The following is a 17,541-nucleotide window of genomic DNA, read 5'->3' on the forward strand; positions in this document are numbered from 1 at the left end:
CCGCCCGCCCAGGGCTCGATGATGCACAAGATACGCGCAGCCGGCGTTACGGGCGGTGTGCGCGCAGGTCCCGGAGCAGGGCGTTCAGCGATTCGTCGGCTTGCCCCGGCCCGCGCCCGTACCGCCAGCGGCTGAAACGCACCCCGAGGGCCCGCAGCCCCTCGTCGCCCCCGGCCCGCGCGCGGTGGACCCGCTCGGCCCAGTCCAGCGCGGGCTCGTGCGGCGCACGGCCCAGGCCCAGTTTTCCGTAACGGCCCGCGAGGCGATGCCAGGCCCGCAGCAGGGGGTCGCGCTCCCGCACGTCGCGGCTCAGGAGCCACACCGTGGCGGCCAGGCACGACAGCGCGACCAGCGAGAACAACATCAACAACATCTCGGTGTCGATGTCGCCCAGGCCGAAGGGACGGAACAGGGCCCGCTGCCGATCCGCGTTGAACCCAAGCACGAAGTCGTTCCAGCCATTCAACATCCAGTCGCCGACATTCCACACCGGTTGCAGCGAGGCCAGCAGGTCGCCCGCGCCCGCGCGATCGGCGAGCGTGTCGAACACGCGCTCGGGCGCCACCGCGGCGGTGGGATCCATGCGCACCCACCCGCGGCCGGCCAGCCAGACTTCGGCCCAGGCATGGGCGTCGGAGCGGCGCACGATCCAGTAGTCGCCGACCGGGTTGTAGTCCGCGCCCGCATACCCGCCCACCACGCGCGCCGGAATCCCCGCCGCGCGCATGAGCACGACGAACGACGAACTGAATTGCTCGCAATACCCGCGTTTGTCGACGAACAGGAACTGGTCGACCGCGTTGCGCCCCGCGAGCGAGGCGGTCAGCGTGTAGCCGAACTCCTTGCGGAACCAGCCGAGCGCGCGGCGGACGATCGCCGCATCGTCGCTGCCCGCGTCCCGCCGCCATTGCTGCGCCAGCGCGACCGCGCGCGGATTGAAGCCTTCCGGCAACCGCAGGTTGCGGACGCGCACGAACGGGGCGAGCGACTGCGCCCCGAACTGCGTGACGTTGCCCGATCGCATGCGCCAGCGCGTCACCGAATCCAGCGCCCGCTCCACGCGCAATGCGCGGTCTTCCCCGAAGGACGCATTGGCCGGCGCCGACAGCGGCACGTCCAGTGCGATCAGTTGCCGACGGTCGGTCGGTTCCATCGACAACTCGTAGTTCCACTGCACGCGCGTGCCGTCCACCGGTGCGGCCGGATACCCCGACGCCCACGCCCCGCGCGACCAGGTGCGCCCGTCGAAGTCGCTGAACACCGGCCCGCGGAAATACATCGCGTCCTTCGGCGGCGTGGGCCCGAAGAAATGCACGCGCGCGGCGGGCGTGTCGTCGAACATCAGGTCTTCCCACCGACCGGGCGACATGCTGTCGGCCAGGCCCGGCCGCGAGATCGCACGGTCGGGCACGCCCCACAGGGGCGTGGCCAGGCGCGGGAACAGCCAGAACGCCGCCAATGCGATCGGCAGCCCGAGGCCGATCATGCGACCGGTGCTCGCCAGGCGTCTGAACCACGGCGTGGTGTCGGACAACTCGCCCGATTCCAGGTCCGACAGGCGCTGCATCGCGATCAATGCGCAGACCACGGCGACCAGGCCCAGGCCGAGCGAAACGGGGCCCTGGTCGAGCAGGAAGGTCGCGAACGGCGCGAACAGCGCGAAGCCCAGCAGGCTGCGCGCATCGCGCACGCTGTCGGTTTCCGCGGGTTTGACCGCGAGCATCGCGGCGAGGATCGCGCAACCGGTGTCGCGGCCGAAATTCACGCCCATCGTCGCGAACACCGCGCCGGACATGCCCAGCGCGAGGATTACGCGCAGCCACGCCGGCAACGGACGCCGCCATGCGCCCACCGCGACGGCGATGCCGGCGGCCAGGATGCCGGTCGCGAGTTTCGGATCCAGCCGCAGCAACAAGGGCGCGACGCACGCGGCGCCTGCGAGGAGCACCGTCGCGCGCGAGCGCGGATCCAGGCGCATGCGGCTCGTGGAGGGCGAGGCGCTCATGCGTGCCCCGGCAGCAGGGCGAGTGCGCGCAAGCACGCATGGCGATGCGCGGGCCCGTGCGCCGGGCCGATCGGCGCATGGCCGGGCACGACGAGGCGATAACGCCGCGCATCGCGTTCGGCTTCGTCGACCCAGCGCGCGAGGCGACGGATGCGCGCTTCGGTTTCCATGCCGGACAACACCTGCCAGTCGAGCACGATGTCGGCCGATTGCGGGCGTTCGTATTCGCGCACCAGCAGGTTGCCCAGGCGCGCGGTGGGTTTCCACGCGATGGTGCGCGGCGGATCGCCGCGACGGTACGCGCGCAGGTGGTGCACGTCGTCGCCGAGCGGATGCAGGCGCGCTGCCGCGGCCTCGCCCGCGCCTTCGGGCAGCGGCGGGCCGTCGGCTTCGGGATGCGGATACACGAGCAGCGGTTGCTCGGGCCAGATCCACGACCATGCACGGACGATGCCGAGCGGGCGCGTGGTCGACACGCGCAGGCGCGGAAGATCGAACCAGCCGCGCTGCGAGGTCGGCAGCGCGATTTCCACCTCGCCGGCGCCGTCCTGCAGGGACAACTTTCCCGCGCCGCCGGCGCAATCCACGCGCAAGCCGCGTCGCGCGCGACCGCGCTGATCGGCACGTGCGTGGATGCGCACCAGGATCGGCGTGCCGGCGGGAACGGGGTCGCCACCGACGGCGACGAAGCGCATGCCGCTCAACTGGAGATGCGCGCTGAGCAGGCTCGTCAGCGCAGCGCCCGCGAGCAGCAACATCAGCAACAGCGCCGGGTTGTTGTTGTAGTTGAGCGCGCCCAGGCCCATCGCCATCAGCGCGGCGCAGAAGAACAGGCCGAAGCGCGTCGGCAGGACGTAGATGCGGCCGCGATGGAGCTGGATCGGCACCGCTTCGGGCCCGCGCGGGCGCGCGAAGGTCTCGATCCATGCGCGCAGCGCGTGCGGCGTGGCCCGCATCGTCAGTCGACGGGAACCGCGTGCAGGATCGCGCGCGCCAGCGCCGCACCATCGCCGGCGTCGGCGTCCGCGCCCAGGCGATGCGCGGCGACGGGCGCGAACAAGGCCTGCACGTCTTCGGGCACGACGTGTTCGCGACCGAGCAACAACGCATACGCGCGCGCCGCACGCAGCAGCGCCAGGCCCGCGCGCGGCGAGAGCCCGACGCGCACGCCCGGATGGCGACGGCTGCGCGCGAGCAAGGCCTGTACGTAGGAAACCAGGGCCTCGCCGGTGTGCACGTCGTTCGCGGCGGTGCGCAGCGCGAGCACGTCGGCGTTGCCGAGCACGGGCTTTGCCTGCGCGATCAATTCGCGGCGGTCGGTGCCGGCGAGCAAGGCGCGTTCGGCCTCTTCGCCGGGATAACCGAGAGTGAGGCGCAGCAGGAAGCGATCGAGCTGCGAATCGGGAAGCGGATACGTGCCCGCCAGGTCCACCGGATTCTGCGTGGCGATCACGAAGAACGGCGAGGGCAGGGCATGCGTGCGCCCGTCGACGGTGACCTGGTGCTCGGCCATCGCTTCGAGCAGCGCGCTCTGCGTGCGTGGCGGCGCGCGATTGATTTCATCGGCGAGCAGCACGTGCGCGAAGATCGGTCCGGGATGGAAATCGAAACGCCGGGATTGCGCATCGAACACCGAGACGCCGAGGATGTCGGCCGGCAACAGGTCCGAGGTGAACTGCACGCGCTGGAAACCCAGGCCGAGCGTGGCCGCCATCGCATGGGCGAGCGTGGTCTTGCCCAGGCCCGGCAGGTCTTCGATCAGCAGGTGGCCATCGGACAACAGCGCCACGAAGGCCAGCCGGACCGCCTGCGCCTTGCCCAGCACCAGCGTGTTGACCTGGCCCTGGGCATCCCCGAGGGCCTGGCGGAGCGCATCGGGTAGCATCTTCGCGGCCGGGAGTGCAGACATACGCTTCCTGCTGGGTTGGGCACGATGTTCGATGGAGTGTACGAGTTCGAGTCTAACGAGGCCGGGGTCGATGCGGAACGAAGAAGACGCACGACGCGCACGACGCGCGTTCCTGTGGACATGGGCCGTGGTGGCCGCGATCAAGTTGCTGGTCGCGGTGCGCCTGCCGCCGTTCGTCGATGAAGCCTTCTACTGGCAGGAGGGCCAGCATCTCGCGCTCGCTTATTCCGACGTCCCGGGCCTGACGGCATGGCTCGCGCGCCTGGGGACGGCCGTGGCGGGCACCAACGTCTTCGGCTTGCGCTGGCCGTTCCTGTTGATCGGCATGGCCTTGCCGTGGCTGATCGTGCGCATCGCCCGGCACGCGTGCGCGCCGAAGGACGGCGACCGCACGTGCGATGTCTTCGCATGGCAGGCCGGCTTGCTCGCGGTGCTCTTGCCCCTGGGTGGCACGCTCGGCTTGCTCGCGGTGCCCGACGTGCCGCTCGCGCTGGCGACCTTGTTGTGCGTGGATGCCGGCGCGCGGCTGTTGCGCAAGGTCGATCCCGCCGGCGCGCTGGAACTCGCCGCGGGCCTGGCCATCGGCGCGTTGAGCCACTATCGCTTCGCGGCGGTGATCGGCGTGGGCCTGGTCGCCTTGCTGATGATCCCGCGCGGGCGCCACGTGTTGAAGGATGTGCGCACGTGGGTCGCGCTCGCGATCGGCGCGGTCGCGTGGACGCCGCTGATCGTGTGGAACCTCGACAACGCCGATGCGGGCCTGCGCTTCCAGCTCGTCGATCGCCATCCGTGGGATTTCCATTTCGACGGCGCGTGGTTCTTCGTGATCCAGGCGCTCCTCGCGACGCCGTTGTTGTTCGCCGCGATGGCGCACGCGGCGGTGCGTGGTTGGCACGGGCAGGGCGCGGACGATCGCAACCATGCCAAGTATTTCGCGCTGCTCGGCGGCGGCACCGTGGTGGCGTTCTGCCTGCTCGGGTTCTTCGCCGACAACGAGCGCATCAGTTTCCATTGGACGCTCGCAGGGCTGTACGCACTGGTGCCGCTGGTGCCGGCAACGCTCGCGCAATGGCCGCGCGGCTGGCGTCGCGCGACGTGGGCGCTCGCGGTGGCGGGCCTGGTCGCGATCCTCGGGTACTACGTCGTCGTTTCCAGCCCGCTCGCGCGCGCGCGGTTCGCGGCGGCGAAGTGGTATCCGGCCAATTTCGCCGGCTGGGGCGCGCTCGCCGATGCGGTGCGCGATGAACGCGCGAAGCTGCCGCACGATGCGCGCATCGTCGCCGACAATTTCAAGGTCGGCTCCGAACTGGGGTTCGCGCTCGACGATCCGGACATCGCGGTCCTGCCGCATGCACTCAACGTCGCGCATGGGCGCGCGCCGCAGCTCGCGTTGTGGAAATTGAGCGTGCACGATCGCGCGTCCTTGGGCGAACGCGAGCTGCTGCTCGTCGTCGGTGCGTCGGAAGTGCGCTATCGAGACTTGCTGCAGCACTACCACGCCCTGTGCGACATGCTCGGTCCGTTGCCGCCGCCGCGCGTGGTGAACATCGACCACGGGCGCCAGCGTTTCCTGTTGTTCCGCATGCCCGCAAAACGCGCGAGCGGCCAATGCACGGCGCCGGCGATGGCCTACATCGATTCGCCATTGGCGAAGGCGCGCGTGTCGCGCGATTTCGAAGCGGCGGGGTGGGCGTTCAAGGATGGCGTCGGCATCGCGCGCGTGGAAGTCACGCTGGATGGCGAAGTCGTCGGCCTGGCCGATTACGGGCAGCAACACGTGGGCATCCGCGGTTACTGGCGCGAATCGAACGATCCGCAGCATCCCTACGTGGCGTGGACCGCGCGCGTGCGCGTCGGCGCCGTGTCGCCGGGCATGCATTGGCTCGGATTGCGGCTGACCGGGCGCGACGGCAGCGTCGAACAATGGTCCGAGCAACCGCTGCGGATCGTCGACTGATCCTCAGGGAAGCGAAAAGCCCGCGGCGCGCAGCATGCGCGCCGTGGCGATCATCGGCAGGCCGATCAACGCAGTGGGATCGTGCGTTTCGATCGCATCGAACAGCGCGATGCCGAAGCCTTCGGATTTGAAGCTGCCCGCGCAATCGAAGGGTTGCTCGGCATCGACATAGCGTTGCACTTCCTCGACGGCCAGGCGCCGGAAGCGCACGCGCGTGCAATCGACCGAATCGAAGGCGGCATCGTCGCGCCGCACGCTCACGGCGGTGCGGAACACCACGGTGCGCGCGGACATGGACAGCAGTTGCGCGATGGCCGTTTCGCGATCGCCCGATTTGCCGAGCGGCGTGCCGTTCAGGTCGGCGACCTGGTCCGAACCGATCACCCAGCTTCCGGGATGCGCGGCGGCGACGGCTTCGGCCTTGGCGCGCGCCAGGCGGAGCGCGAGGGAGGCCGGGGATTCGCCCGGGGCCGGCGTCTCGTCGACCTCGGGCCGCACGACATCGAAGGGCAGGCGCAGGCGGCCGAGCAACTCGCGCCGGTAGGGCGAGGTGGAGGCGAGGATCAGGTGCATGGTCAGGCCAGCGGCGCGCGGGCGCGTTCGATGAGGGCCAGCTGGGCCTCGATGCGGGCGCGGGCGGCGTCGATCGACGTGCGCACGGTCTGGAGTTCGCCCAGCGAGGCGGTCTGGCCGTGCTTCTGGAGCCACAGCCGCTGTCGGAGCATCTCGCGCAGGGCCTGCTGGACCGGGTTGTCTTCGTCGCCGGCCACGGCCTCGATCTCGGCCCGGGCCACGCGCAGGCGGGCTTCCAGGGCATCGGCGGAGTCCAGCAGGGCGGCCACGGCCCGCTGGCGGCCCCGGTTGGCCCGGCGCCGCAGGGCCAGGATGAATGCGGCCGCGACGACCACCGCAAGGATGAGGATGAGAAGGGTGGTGGTCACGCAGGCTTCCGTGGACAATCTGCTCGGCAGTCTGCCGTCCGATTCCCTGCCTTATCAAGCAGTTCGAAGTCCGGCGGTTTGACACCGACGGGGTGAGTGCCTAACAATTCCCGGCTTATGTCCGCCGATACGCCCACCCATTCGGCCGGTCACCCACGCGGGCTTCCGGAACAATTGGACGCCTGGCGCATGGTCGCCGCGCAACGCACCTTCGAAGGCGCGCTGCCGCTGGCCGGCATGCAGCGGTTGAAGGGCGCACTCGCGGACACGGAAGGCAGCGCACGCGTCGAGGTCGAATTCGGCCAGGACATGTTGCGCATCCCCTTCGTCGAGTTGCGGATCGACGCCAGGCTCCCGCTGGAATGCCAGCGCAGCCTGCAGAAATTCGCACTGCCGGTATCGATCGTGCAACGGCTCGGTCTGATCCGCGACGAGGAAGGGGAGAACGCATTGCCGGAAGGCTACGAGGCGCTGCTGGTCGGCGACGATGGCCTGCTGCGGCTCGCGGAGCTGGTGGAGGACGAATTGATCCTCGCCGTCCCCGTGGTTCCCGTGGCGCCCGGTACCGAGGCGGTCGAGCGCGACTGGACCGCATCGGAAGAAGAAATGCAGCGCGCAAGTCCGTTCGCCGGGCTGTCGGCGCTGAAGGACAAACCGAAAGGCTGATCGCAGCCCTTCGACAATTCAAAAAGCTTTCATCGGAGCAAGACCATGGCTGTCCAGAAGTCCCGTGTTTCCCCGTCCAAGCGCGGCATGCGCCGTTCGCACGACGCCTTGACGGCCAAGCAGCTGTCGACCGACCCGACCACGGGCGAAACGCACCTGCGCCACCACGTGACCGCCGACGGCTACTACCGCGGCAAGAAGGTCGTGCCGTCGAAGAACCGCGTCGTCGAAGAGTGACGATCGCGGCGCTGGCGCGCCAAAGCGCCGGCGCCCCCGGGCCAATTCCATTCAGGGCAGGGGCATGACCCAGCAAGTGTTCGCGCGCATCGCCGGTACCGGTAGCTATCTGCCGGAAAAGGTCCTCACCAACGACGATCTGGCAAAGCTCGTCGATACCAGCGATGAGTGGATCACCGCGCGGACCGGCATCCGCGAGCGCCACGTGGCCGCCGAAGGCGAAACCACCGGCGACCTCGCGTACCACGCAGCCGTCCGCGCGCTCGAAGCCGCGGGCGTGCAGGCCTCCGAGCTCGACCTGATCATCCTGGGCACGACGACGCCGGACCTGGTGTTCCCGTCGACCGCGTGCCTGGTGCAACACCGCCTCGGCGCGCTCGGCTGCCCGGCGTTCGACGTCAACGCCGCCTGCTCGGGTTTCATCTACGCGCTCACGGTCGCCGACAAGTTCATCCGTTCCGGTGCGGCGAAGACCGCGCTGGTGATGGGTTCGGAAACGCTGACGCGCATGGTCGACTGGACCGACCGCACCACGTGCGTGTTGTTCGGCGACGGCGCCGGCGCGGTCGTGCTCAAGGCCGACACCGAAACCGGCATCCTCAGCACGCACATGCACGCCGACGGCAGCAGGAAGGAATTGCTGTGGAGCCCGGTCGGCGTCTCGGTCGGCTTCAAGGCCGAGGAAAACGGCGGCGTGCGCATCCAGATGACCGGCAACGACGTGTTCAAGCACGCGGTGAAGGCACTGGATTCGGTCGTCGAGGAAGCGCTCGAAGCCAACGGCATGGACCGCCACGACATCGACTGGCTGATCCCGCACCAGGCCAACCTGCGCATCATCGAAGCCACGGCCAAGCGCCTGGACATGCCGATGGACCGCGTGGTCGTCACCGTCGACAAGCACGGCAATACGTCTTCGGGTTCGGTGCCGCTGGCGCTGGACGAAGCGGTGCGCGCGGGCAAGGTGCAGCGCGGGCAACTGGTGTTGCTGGAAGCCTTCGGCGGCGGCTTCACGTGGGGCTCGGCGCTGCTTCGTTACTGATCGTTCGCGCCGCATCGGCGGCGTGTCGGACTCCGCAGTTCACACGTTACATACGTCGTCGTACAGACGCCCCGCGGCGAACGCACTTATCATGCCGCCCTCTTCGCAACGGGTGACCGCGTGAGCAATCCCCAACTCGCCTTCGTTTTTCCCGGACAGGGCTCGCAATCGGTCGGAATGCTTTCCGATCTGGCGGCGGGCGATGCGCGCGTGCGCGCGGCGTTCGACGAAGCCTCCGAAGGCGCCGGCGCGGATCTGTGGTCGCTCTCGCAGCAGGGCCCGGAAGAGCAACTCAACAAGACCGAATTCACGCAGCCCGCGCTGCTCGCCGCCGGCGTCGCCGCATGGCGCGCGTGGCAGGCGCGCGGTGGTGCGCAGCCGGCGTTGTTCGCGGGCCATAGCCTGGGCGAATACGCCGCGCTCGTCGCCGCCGGTGCGCTCTCGCTGCACGACGGCGCCAAGCTCGTCCGCCTGCGCGGCCAACTGATGCAGGACGCCGCGCCCGCCGGCACCGGCGCGATGGCCGCCGTGCTCGGCGCCGAAGACGCGCTCGTGCTGGAAGTCTGCAAAGAAGCCTCGGGCGACAACATCGTCGTGCCCGCCAACTTCAATTCGCCGGGCCAGATCGTCATCGGCGGCCATGCGGCCGCGGTGGATCGCGCGCTCGAACTGCTCGCCGCACGCGGCGTGCGCAAGGCCGTGAAGCTCGCCGTCAGCGTGCCGTCGCACACGCCGTTGATGCGCGAAGCCGCGAACCGTCTGTCCGAAGCGATGAACGCACTGTCGTGGTCTGCGCCCGATCGCCCGGTGGTGCAGAACGTCGACGCCGAAGTGCACGAGGGCGTGCAATCGATCCGCGATGCGCTCGTGCGCCAGCTCTACCTGCCGGTGCAATGGACCGGTTGCGTGCAGGCGCTCACCGCGCGCGGTGCCACGCGCATCGCCGAATGCGGGCCGGGCAAGGTGCTGACGGGCCTGGTCAAGCGCATCGACAAATCGCTCGACGCGCGTGCGATCGGCACGTCCGCCGACATGGAATCCGCGCTCACCGAATGGAGCCAGGCATGAGCGAACAAACGTTGAAAGGTGAAGTCGCCCTCGTGACCGGCGCGAGCCGCGGCATCGGTGCCGCGATCGCCGACGAACTCGCCGCCCTGGGCGCTACCGTCATCGGCACGGCCACCACCGACAACGGCGCGGCCGCCATCGGCGAACGCCTCGCCGCCAGGGGCGGCCACGGCCGCATGTTGAACGTCACCGATGGCGCGTCGGTCGAAGCGCTCATCGAAGCGATCGGCAAGGAATTCGGCGGCGTCTCCATCCTCGTCAACAATGCCGGCATCACGCGCGACAACCTGTTGATGCGCATGAAGGACGAAGACTGGCAGGCGATCCTCGACACCAACCTGACGAGCGTGTATCGCACCTCCAAGGCCGTCATGCGCCCGATGATGAAGGCGCGCAAGGGCCGCATCATCAACATCGCCTCGGTCATCGGCGTCACCGGCAACGCGGGGCAGGCGAACTACGCCGCCGCGAAGGCCGGCATCATCGCCTTCAGCAAGTCGCTCGCGAAGGAAATCGGCAGCCGCGGCATCACCGTGAACGTGGTCGCCCCGGGCTTCATCGCCACCGACATGACCGCGGGCCTGCCCGAGGACGCCAAGGCGGCGCTCGTGGGCCAGATCGCGCTGGGCCGCCTCGGCGAGCCGGCCGACATCGCCCGCGCCGTGGCCTTCCTGGCCGGGCCGTCGGCGGCTTACATCACGGGCGAGACCCTGCACGTCAACGGCGGCATGTACATGCCCTGACGGCTGGGCCAAGCCGCCACTCCATTTCACCCACCGGCTTGCCGGGCCAGGCCCCCACGCGCCGCCGCCCGGCTTCCACTACACTACCCGCCTGAACAGACTCCCTGGAGGAGCACGATCCATGAGCAGCATCGAAGAACGCGTCAAGAAGATCGTCATCGAACAGCTTGGCGTCAAGGAAGAAGAAGTGACCAACAGCGCTTCGTTCGTCGACGACCTCGGCGCCGACTCGCTCGACACCGTCGAACTGGTGATGGCGCTCGAAGAGGAATTCGAGTGCGAGATCCCGGACGAAGAGGCCGAGAAGATCACCTCGGTGCAGCAGGCCATCGATTACATCAAGGCGCACGTCAAGGCCTGAAGCAGGGCATGACGTCGCAGCCACGGGGCCGCTTTCGCGGCCCTGTGTGTTTCTGCGATTGCATTCGCCGCCGTACGTGAATCCTCGTACGGCGGGTCCAAGAAGTTGAGGAGCACTCTATGCGTCGCGTCGTCGTAACGGGAATGGGCATCGTCTCGCCGCTGGGCAACGACCTGGCAAGCACCTGGGACGGCATCGTCAACGGGCGTTCGGGCATCGGCCCGGTCACGCACTTCGATGCGTCCAACCTGACCACGCGCATCGCCGGCGAAGTGCGCGACTTCGACGTCACCCGCTGGGTGGGGCCGAAGGACGCCAAGAAGATGGATGAGTTCATCCACTACGGCGTGGCGGCCTCGCTGATGGCGCGCGACGACGCCGGCCTGGTCATCGACGAGTCCAATGCCGAGCGCATCGGCGCGATCATCGGCTCGGGCATCGGCGGCCTGCTCGGCATCGAAGAGCAGACGATCAAGGCGCACGAAGGCGGCCCGCGCAAGATCTCGCCGTTCTACGTGCCCAGCACGATCATCAACATGGTCCCCGGCCAGGTGTCGCTGCTCACCGGCGCCAAGGGTCCGAATTTTTCCGCGGTCTCCGCGTGCGCCACGTCGAACCATTCGATCGGCATCGCCATGCGCATGATCCAGCACGGCGACGCCGACGTGATGTTCGCCGGCGGTGCCGAACGCGGTTCCACGCCGACCTCGATGGGCGGCTTCTGCTCGATGAAGGCGATGTCCACGCGCAACGACGATCCGACGCGCGCCTCGCGCCCGTGGGACAAGGACCGCGACGGCTTCGTGCTCGGCGACGGCGCCGGCATCCTCATCCTGGAGGAATACGAATTCGCGAAGGCGCGCGGCGCGCGCATCTACTGCGAGCTCGCCGGTTTCGGCGCCAGCTCCGACGCCTTCCACATGACCGCGCCCAGCGAAGACGGCGACGGCCCCGCGCGTTGCATGGCCGCGGCCTTCCGCGACGCGAAGATCAACGCCGACCAGGTGCAATACCTCAACGCGCACGGCACGTCCACGCCGCTGGGCGACGTGGCCGAAACGCTCGCGATCAAGCGCGCGCTCGGCGAGCACGCGTACAAGACGATGGTCAGCTCCACCAAGTCGATGACCGGGCACCTGCTCGGCGCGGCCGGCGGTGCCGAAGCGGTGTTCTCGGTGATGGCGCTGCACCAGGGCATCATTCCGCCGACCATCAACCTGGAAAACCCCGGCGAAGGCTGCGACCTGGACTACGTGCCCAACGTGGCCCGCGAGAAGCACATCGACATCGCGGTGTCGAACGGCTTCGGCTTCGGCGGCACGAACGGCACGTTGGTGTTCCGCCGGATCTGATGGCAGGAGACGGGCCCGTGCTCGTCACGCACCAACTCGACCCCGCCCTCGACCTGCTGGCCCTGCACCGGCAGGCGCCGGCGCGTTATCCGGTGCTGCTGGAATCCAGCGCGCACGGCACCGCGCAGGGGCGTTGGGACATGTTGTTCGTCGATGGCGGCGAAACGGTGCGGCTCGATCGCGACGGTATCGTGCGCGACCAGCATGGCACCGCGCGCGACGGCGATTTTCTTTCGGCGCTCGATGCCCAGTGGCAGGCCGCGCGCGTGCCGCGCGACGAACCGCGCTGGCCCTTCCGCGGCGGGTGGGTAGTGTTCCTCGCCTACGAACTCGCGGGCGAAGTCGAACCGGTGCTGCGCCTGCCGCAAGCACAGGGGCGCGTGCCCGTCGCCCATGCGATGCGCAGCCCCGCGGCCGTGTTGCGCGATCATGCGACGGGCGAAGTGTTCGCGATCGCCGAAGCAGGGCGGCGCGATTGGATCGACACGATCCTCGCCGATGCGCAGGCTGCGGCTTCGTTGTCGCCATTGCCGGAATGGCGCGCGCCGGCGTCGATCGAAGAAGACGAACCCGAGCGCTTCACGCGCGGCGTCGAACGCGTGATCGAACACCTCGCCGCGGGCGACGTGTTCCAGGTGAATCTTTCGCGCGGTTGGCGCGCGCGTTTCGATGCGCCGTTGCCGCCGGCGGAATTGCATGCGCGTTTGCGCACCGCGAATCCGGCGCCGTTCGCCGGCCTGTTCGCGGGACCCGACTGGGCCATCGTCAGTTCCTCGCCCGAGCGCCTGGTTTCGATCCGCGGCGATGCGGTGGAAACGCGTCCGATCGCCGGAACGCGCCCGCGCTTGCCCGGCGATGACGAAGCAGCGCGCATCCGCGAGCTGGTCGGCCATCCGAAGGAACGCGCCGAACACGTGATGCTCATCGACCTGGAGCGCAACGACCTCGGTCGCGTTTGCACGCCGGGCAGCGTCGAGGTCGACGAACTGATGACCGTCGAAAGCTACGCGCACGTGCACCACATCGTGAGCAACGTGCGCGGCAGATTGCGCGCCGATGCAACTCCCGGCGACGTGATTCGCGCCGTATTCCCCGGCGGCACGATCACCGGTTGCCCGAAAGTGCGCTGCATGCAGATCATCGCCGCGCTGGAGGGGCAGGGGCGCGGCGCGTACACCGGCGCGTTCGGCTGGTTGAACCGCGACGGCGACCTCGACCTCAACATCCTGATCCGCAGCGCGGAACTCGAAGGCGACACGCTGCGCTTCCGCACGGGCGCGGGCATCGTCATCGATTCGATTCCGCAACGCGAGCTCGACGAAACGCGGGCGAAGGCGCGCGGATTGCTGCGCGCATTGGGCGCGGGCGAATGAGCGGACGCTCGTTCATCGGCGATCACCGCGTCGATGCCTTGCCGGGCGACGCGCGTGGATTCGCCTATGGCGACGGCGTGTTCGAAACGATGCGCGTGCATGCAGGCACGGTGCCCTGGTGGGAGGCGCATCGTGCGCGCCTCGAAGCCGGCGCTGAACGGTTGCGCCTGATGTTGCCATCGGACACGGCGATCGACGGCGTGCTCGCCGAGTTGTTCGACGATGTGGGCGACGGTGTCGCACGCCTGATCGTCACGCGCGGCGGGGGTGGTCGCGGATATGCGCCCGACTTCGATGCACCACCGGTCTGGCGGCTGTCGCGCCATCCGCTTCCCGCGCCGGTGCGCGAAGGCGGCCTGGTCCTGCGCTGGTGCGAAACCCGGCTCGCCGTGCAACCCGCGCTTGCCGGGCTCAAGCATTGCAATCGCCTCGAGCAGGTCCTCGCGCGGGCCGAGTGGAGTGACCCCGAGATCGACGAAGGCCTGATGTGCAGCACCGACGGCGACGTGGTCTGCGCGACCGCCGCGAACCTGTTCGTCCTGCACGGCGATCGATGGACCACGCCGCGCATCGACCGATGCGGGGTGGCCGGCACGTGCCGTGCGTGGCTCCTGTCGCAAACCGGCGCGACGGAAGACCGCCTGGCCCCCGCCGACGTCGAAACCGCCGACGCTGTCCTGCTCTGCAATGCCGTGCGGGGTATCCTGCCCGTGGCCCGGCTTCAGGCGCGCACGTTCGCGCCGCACCCGGCCGTGGGGGAGCTCGTGCAGCGCCTGTCGCGCGCGCATCCGGGCTTTTCCGCAGGACCCTTGCAATGACCATGGAGGTGGCGTGACACGCAGTCGACGCAGCCGGCGCCAGCCCGGCCCACGCCGCAGCCGCGGCATATCCAAGCTTTTCGTGCTCGTCGTGCTGCTCGCATTGGCGGGCGCCGCCTTCTGGGCGTGGCAGCGTTACACCGGGTTCTCCGATGCGCCGATGGCGGGCATCGAGCAAGGGGAAACGTTGGTGGTGAAACCCGGCGATTCGCTCGCCAAGGTCGTCGCGCGGTTGCGCGCATCGGGCGTGGAAACCGGGCATCGGGTCGAATGGCTGGCGCTTGCGCGCGAGCTCGGCGCGGCCAACAAGATCCAGGTGGGCGAGTACGCACTCGAACCGGACATGTCGCCGCGCGACCTGCTCAAGGCCTTGCGCGATGGTCGCGTCATCAGTCGCGGCTTCATGATCGTGCCCGGCTGGACCATGCGCGATGTCCGCGCCGCCCTCGAGCGAGACACCACGCTGCAACACGAAACCGCCGAGCTGACCGACGCCGCGCTGATGGCGAAACTCGGCCACGCGGGCGAACATCCCGAAGGACGCTTCCTGCCGGAAACGTACCAGTACGTCCGCGGCGACAGCGACCTGGACATCCTGCGTCGCGCGCACGATGCGATGACGCGCGCGTTGGATGCCGCATGGGAAGCACGCGCGAAAGACACGGTGCTCAAGTCGAAGGACGAAGCACTCATCCTCGCCTCGATCGTCGAGAAGGAAACCGGCGTGGCCGATGAACGCCCGCAGATCGCGGGCGTATTCGCGCGACGGCTCAGGCTCGGCATGCGCCTGGAAACCGATCCGACGATCATCTACGGCATGGGCAGCGCGTACGCCGGCAACATCCGCAAGGCGGACCTGCAGGCCGACTCGCCCTACAACACCTACAAGATCGCCGGCTTGCCGCCGACGCCGATCGCGATGCCCGGCATCGACGCGCTGCGCGCGGTCGTCAATCCCGCGGGCGGCAACGCGATCTACTTCATGGCCGTCGGCGACGGTAGCGGGCGCCACGTCTTCAGCAGCAACTACGCCGACCACCAGGCCGCATGGCGCGCGTACATGGCGCGTTATCGCGCAAGGAATCGTGCGCAGTGAACGGCCTTGTGACGCAACCGCGCTTCATTTCCCTGGAAGGCGGCGAAGGCGCGGGCAAGTCCACGGTGCTCAACGCCCTGCGCGATGCGCTGATGGCCACCGGCGCCGAAGTGGTCTGCACGCGCGAACCGGGCGGCACGCCGCTGGCCGAACGCATTCGCGCGCTGCTGCTCGATCCCACGCATGAGCCGGCATCGGCGGAAACCGAACTCCTGCTGATGTTCGCCGCGCGCGCGCAGCACGTGCGCGAGACGCTGCTGCCCGCGCTGCAACGCAATGCCTGGGTGTTGTCGGATCGCTTCACCGATTCCAGCTACGCCTACCAGGGCGGCGGGCGCGGGCTGGATCCTGCGCTGATCGCCGAACTCGAACGCCGCTTCGTGGTCGTGCGGCCGGGCCTGACCCTGCTGCTCGACCTGCGCGTGCAGCAGGGCCGCGAACGCACGCGCGGGCGCGACCTGGTGCCCGATCGCATCGAAAGCGAGCGCGACGAATTCTTCGAACGCGTCCGCGCCTCCTATCTGGCGCGCGCAGGCGCCGAGCCCGAGCGCATCCGCGTCATCGATGCGTCGGCCTCCGCCGAAGATGTCGCCCTGCGCGCGACGGCGCTGTTGCAGCACTACATCGAAGGCGGCCTGTGACGCCGCTCGCGCCCTGGCAGCAGCGCATCTACGACCACCTGCTGTCGGTGCACGAAGCCGGCCGGCTCGGGCATGGCGTGTTGTTCGTCGGGCCCGCGGGCATCGGCAAGCGCGCGGTCGTCGAACGCCTGGCGCAACGCGTGCTGTGCCGGCAACCTCCCGAATCGGGGCTGCCCTGCGGCACGTGCAAGAGCTGCCAGTTGTTCGTCGCGGGCACGCATCCCGATTACAGCCTCGTGAGTTTCCTGCCGAACACCGAAGGCACGAAACTGCGCACCGAGATCGTCATCCAGCAGATCCGCGAACTCTCCCAGCGCCTCGCGCTCACGCCGCAATACGGCGGCGCGCAGGTCGCGCTCATCACGCCGGCCGACGCGATCAACCACGCCGCGGCGAACGCATTGCTCAAGACGCTCGAAGAACCGCAACCCGGTCGCTACCTCTGGTTGCTGAGCGCGCATCCCTCGCGCTTGCCCGCGACGATCCGCAGCCGTACCCATCGCGTCGAATTCCATCTGCCACCGCGCGCCGAAGCCCTGGCCTGGCTTGGCACGCAAGGCCACAAGCCCGCCGCCGCCGAAGAAGCGCTCGACGCAGCGCGCGGCCATCCGGGCCTGGCCGACGACTGGTTGCGCAACGACGGGCTCGCGTTGCGTCGACAGGTCGCCGCCGACCTCGACAAACTGGAGCAGGGCACCGCCGGCGCACTCGCGACCGCGCAGGCGTGGGTGGCCGATGAATACGCCGGAATGCGTCTAAGACATGCGGCGGACCTTGCTTTGCAACGCGCCACGCGCTTGACCGATCCGGGGCGAACCCGCAGTCTGGCCGCGTGGTTCGATGCAGCGAACCGCACCCGCGAATTGCTGCGCACCACGGTGCGCGCCGATCTCGCGGTCACGGAATTGTTGTTGGCCTGGCGCGGCGATGCGCCGGTGCCGGTCGCACGAGGGGGCAGGGGATGAGCGCAGTCGCAGGGGCAGGCGGGGCACGGCAGGGCATCCTGTCGCTGGCCATCAAGGACAAGTCGGCGTTGTACAACGCGTACATGCCGTACCTGAAATCCGGCGGCATCTTCGTGCCGACGCCCAAGCGTTACTTCCTCGGCGACGAGGTCTTCCTGCTGCTCACGCTGCTCGAAGAGAAGGACCGCCTGCCGGTCGCCGGCAAGGTCGTCTGGGTCACGCCGCCGGGTGCGCAGGGCAACCGCGCCGCCGGCATCGGCGTGCAGTTCGCCGACAGCGCCGAAGGCGAAGCGGTGCGCCACAAGATCGAGACGATCCTCGCGGGCACGCTGACGGCGGACAAGCCGACGCACACGATGTAACTGCG

At 69.0% G+C, this 17,541-nt stretch carries 19 protein-coding genes; 14 read left to right on the forward strand and 5 right to left on the reverse strand.

The features are described 5' to 3' along the window. Positions 1 to 46: 46 nt before the first annotated feature. The 3 genes from AC1DOM_RS13040 to AC1DOM_RS13050 are packed head-to-tail and all read right to left on the reverse strand — an operon-like array spanning position 47 to position 3,914. On the reverse strand, positions 47 to 2,005 hold the full coding sequence (locus tag AC1DOM_RS13040) for a transglutaminase TgpA family protein (RefSeq protein ID WP_498963957.1): 1,959 nt from the start codon (positions 2,003 to 2,005) through the stop codon (positions 47 to 49). Then, on the reverse strand, positions 2,002 to 2,961 hold the full coding sequence (locus tag AC1DOM_RS13045) for a DUF58 domain-containing protein (RefSeq protein ID WP_498963959.1): 960 nt from the start codon (positions 2,959 to 2,961) through the stop codon (positions 2,002 to 2,004). Before AC1DOM_RS13045 ends, AC1DOM_RS13040 begins: the two co-directional genes overlap by 4 nt. Positions 2,962 to 2,963: 2 nt before the next feature. Further along, entirely contained in the window at positions 2,964 to 3,914 is a 951-nt protein-coding gene (locus AC1DOM_RS13050) for an AAA family ATPase (protein ID WP_498963961.1), read from the reverse strand. Between the two features lie 70 nt (positions 3,915 to 3,984). On the opposite strand from AC1DOM_RS13050, the gene AC1DOM_RS13055 reads away from it, so the two are divergent. Continuing rightward, positions 3,985 to 5,871, forward strand: coding sequence for an ArnT family glycosyltransferase (locus AC1DOM_RS13055; RefSeq protein ID WP_498963963.1), 1,887 nt, complete (start codon positions 3,985 to 3,987; stop codon positions 5,869 to 5,871). Positions 5,872 to 5,874: 3 nt separating this feature from the next. Here the strand turns inward: AC1DOM_RS13055 and AC1DOM_RS13060 are convergent, their stop codons facing one another. Beyond that, on the reverse strand, positions 5,875 to 6,444 hold the full coding sequence (locus tag AC1DOM_RS13060; protein WP_498963965.1) for a Maf family protein: 570 nt from the start codon (positions 6,442 to 6,444) through the stop codon (positions 5,875 to 5,877). Positions 6,445 to 6,446: 2 nt separating this feature from the next. Beyond that, positions 6,447 to 6,812 carry a hypothetical protein gene (locus AC1DOM_RS13065; RefSeq protein ID WP_498963967.1) on the reverse strand — a complete coding sequence of 122 codons (366 nt, stop codon included), beginning with the start codon at positions 6,810 to 6,812 and terminating at the stop codon, positions 6,447 to 6,449. Between the two features lie 117 nt (positions 6,813 to 6,929). Here AC1DOM_RS13065 and AC1DOM_RS13070 point away from each other — a divergent pair, with 117 nt between their 5' ends. The 13 genes from AC1DOM_RS13070 to AC1DOM_RS13130 all read left to right on the forward strand — a co-directional run bounded on the left by AC1DOM_RS13070 (position 6,930) and on the right by AC1DOM_RS13130 (position 17,536). Further along, entirely contained in the window at positions 6,930 to 7,478 is a 549-nt protein-coding gene (locus AC1DOM_RS13070; RefSeq protein ID WP_498963969.1) for a YceD family protein, read from the forward strand. A gap of 45 nt (positions 7,479 to 7,523) precedes the next feature. Next, a complete protein-coding gene (rpmF, locus tag AC1DOM_RS13075; protein WP_498963971.1) occupies positions 7,524 to 7,715 on the forward strand; it encodes a 50S ribosomal protein L32 in 192 nt (63 codons plus the stop codon). Between the two features lie 64 nt (positions 7,716 to 7,779). Continuing rightward, entirely contained in the window at positions 7,780 to 8,757 is a 978-nt protein-coding gene (locus tag AC1DOM_RS13080) for a beta-ketoacyl-ACP synthase III (RefSeq protein ID WP_498963973.1), read from the forward strand. 120 nt (positions 8,758 to 8,877) lie between these two features. Further along, positions 8,878 to 9,825 carry an ACP S-malonyltransferase gene (fabD, locus tag AC1DOM_RS13085; protein ID WP_498963975.1) on the forward strand — a complete coding sequence of 316 codons (948 nt, stop codon included), beginning with the start codon at positions 8,878 to 8,880 and terminating at the stop codon, positions 9,823 to 9,825. Then, positions 9,822 to 10,568, forward strand: coding sequence for a 3-oxoacyl-ACP reductase FabG (gene fabG, locus AC1DOM_RS13090; RefSeq protein WP_498963977.1), 747 nt, complete (start codon positions 9,822 to 9,824; stop codon positions 10,566 to 10,568). The genes fabD and fabG overlap by 4 nt, the downstream gene beginning before the upstream one ends. A 121-nt stretch (positions 10,569 to 10,689) precedes the next feature. Beyond that, positions 10,690 to 10,929, forward strand: coding sequence for an acyl carrier protein (acpP, locus tag AC1DOM_RS13095; RefSeq protein WP_036169052.1), 240 nt, complete (start codon positions 10,690 to 10,692; stop codon positions 10,927 to 10,929). A 119-nt stretch (positions 10,930 to 11,048) separates the two neighbouring features. Beyond that, positions 11,049 to 12,281, forward strand: coding sequence for a beta-ketoacyl-ACP synthase II (gene fabF, locus AC1DOM_RS13100; RefSeq protein ID WP_498963979.1), 1,233 nt, complete (start codon positions 11,049 to 11,051; stop codon positions 12,279 to 12,281). 17 nt (positions 12,282 to 12,298) lie between these two features. Next, positions 12,299 to 13,654, forward strand: coding sequence for an aminodeoxychorismate synthase component I (locus AC1DOM_RS13105; protein WP_498963981.1), 1,356 nt, complete (start codon positions 12,299 to 12,301; stop codon positions 13,652 to 13,654). Then, on the forward strand, positions 13,651 to 14,472 hold the full coding sequence (pabC, locus tag AC1DOM_RS13110; RefSeq protein WP_498963983.1) for an aminodeoxychorismate lyase: 822 nt from the start codon (positions 13,651 to 13,653) through the stop codon (positions 14,470 to 14,472). Before AC1DOM_RS13105 ends, pabC begins: the two co-directional genes overlap by 4 nt. Before the next feature lie 13 nt (positions 14,473 to 14,485). After that, positions 14,486 to 15,568 carry an endolytic transglycosylase MltG gene (mltG, locus tag AC1DOM_RS13115; protein ID WP_498963985.1) on the forward strand — a complete coding sequence of 361 codons (1,083 nt, stop codon included), beginning with the start codon at positions 14,486 to 14,488 and terminating at the stop codon, positions 15,566 to 15,568. Next, positions 15,565 to 16,209, forward strand: a complete 645-nt coding sequence (tmk, locus tag AC1DOM_RS13120; RefSeq protein WP_498963987.1) for a dTMP kinase — start codon at positions 15,565 to 15,567, stop codon at positions 16,207 to 16,209. The genes mltG and tmk overlap by 4 nt, the downstream gene beginning before the upstream one ends. After that, a complete protein-coding gene (locus AC1DOM_RS13125; protein WP_498963989.1) occupies positions 16,206 to 17,174 on the forward strand; it encodes a DNA polymerase III subunit delta' in 969 nt (322 codons plus the stop codon). Before tmk ends, AC1DOM_RS13125 begins: the two co-directional genes overlap by 4 nt. Then, entirely contained in the window at positions 17,171 to 17,536 is a 366-nt protein-coding gene (locus tag AC1DOM_RS13130; protein ID WP_156641539.1) for a PilZ domain-containing protein, read from the forward strand. Before AC1DOM_RS13125 ends, AC1DOM_RS13130 begins: the two co-directional genes overlap by 4 nt. The last annotated feature ends 5 nt before the right edge of the window (positions 17,537 to 17,541 follow it).

It is taken from the genome of Lysobacter sp. P5_B12 (assembly GCF_056400425.1).

What these genes read in the sequence shown, in the direction of transcription:
- rpmF (WP_498963971.1), top strand. Translation starts at nt 7,524, where the DNA reads ATGGCTGTCCAGAAGTCCCGTGTTTCCCCGTCCAAGCGCGGCATGCGC.
- AC1DOM_RS13055 (WP_498963963.1), top strand. Translation starts at nt 3,985, where the DNA reads ATGCGGAACGAAGAAGACGCACGACGCGCACGACGCGCGTTCCTGTGG.
- AC1DOM_RS13070 (WP_498963969.1), top strand. Translation starts at nt 6,930, where the DNA reads ATGTCCGCCGATACGCCCACCCATTCGGCCGGTCACCCACGCGGGCTT.
- AC1DOM_RS13060 (WP_498963965.1), bottom strand. Translation starts at nt 6,444, where the DNA reads ATGCACCTGATCCTCGCCTCCACCTCGCCCTACCGGCGCGAGTTGCTC.
- acpP (WP_036169052.1), top strand. Translation starts at nt 10,690, where the DNA reads ATGAGCAGCATCGAAGAACGCGTCAAGAAGATCGTCATCGAACAGCTT.
- AC1DOM_RS13130 (WP_156641539.1), top strand. Translation starts at nt 17,171, where the DNA reads ATGAGCGCAGTCGCAGGGGCAGGCGGGGCACGGCAGGGCATCCTGTCG.
- fabF (WP_498963979.1), top strand. Translation starts at nt 11,049, where the DNA reads ATGCGTCGCGTCGTCGTAACGGGAATGGGCATCGTCTCGCCGCTGGGC.
- AC1DOM_RS13045 (WP_498963959.1), bottom strand. Translation starts at nt 2,961, where the DNA reads ATGCGGGCCACGCCGCACGCGCTGCGCGCATGGATCGAGACCTTCGCG.
- fabG (WP_498963977.1), top strand. Translation starts at nt 9,822, where the DNA reads ATGAGCGAACAAACGTTGAAAGGTGAAGTCGCCCTCGTGACCGGCGCG.
- pabC (WP_498963983.1), top strand. Translation starts at nt 13,651, where the DNA reads ATGAGCGGACGCTCGTTCATCGGCGATCACCGCGTCGATGCCTTGCCG.
- AC1DOM_RS13050 (WP_498963961.1), bottom strand. Translation starts at nt 3,914, where the DNA reads ATGTCTGCACTCCCGGCCGCGAAGATGCTACCCGATGCGCTCCGCCAG.
- AC1DOM_RS13080 (WP_498963973.1), top strand. Translation starts at nt 7,780, where the DNA reads ATGACCCAGCAAGTGTTCGCGCGCATCGCCGGTACCGGTAGCTATCTG.
- AC1DOM_RS13040 (WP_498963957.1), bottom strand. Translation starts at nt 2,005, where the DNA reads ATGAGCGCCTCGCCCTCCACGAGCCGCATGCGCCTGGATCCGCGCTCG.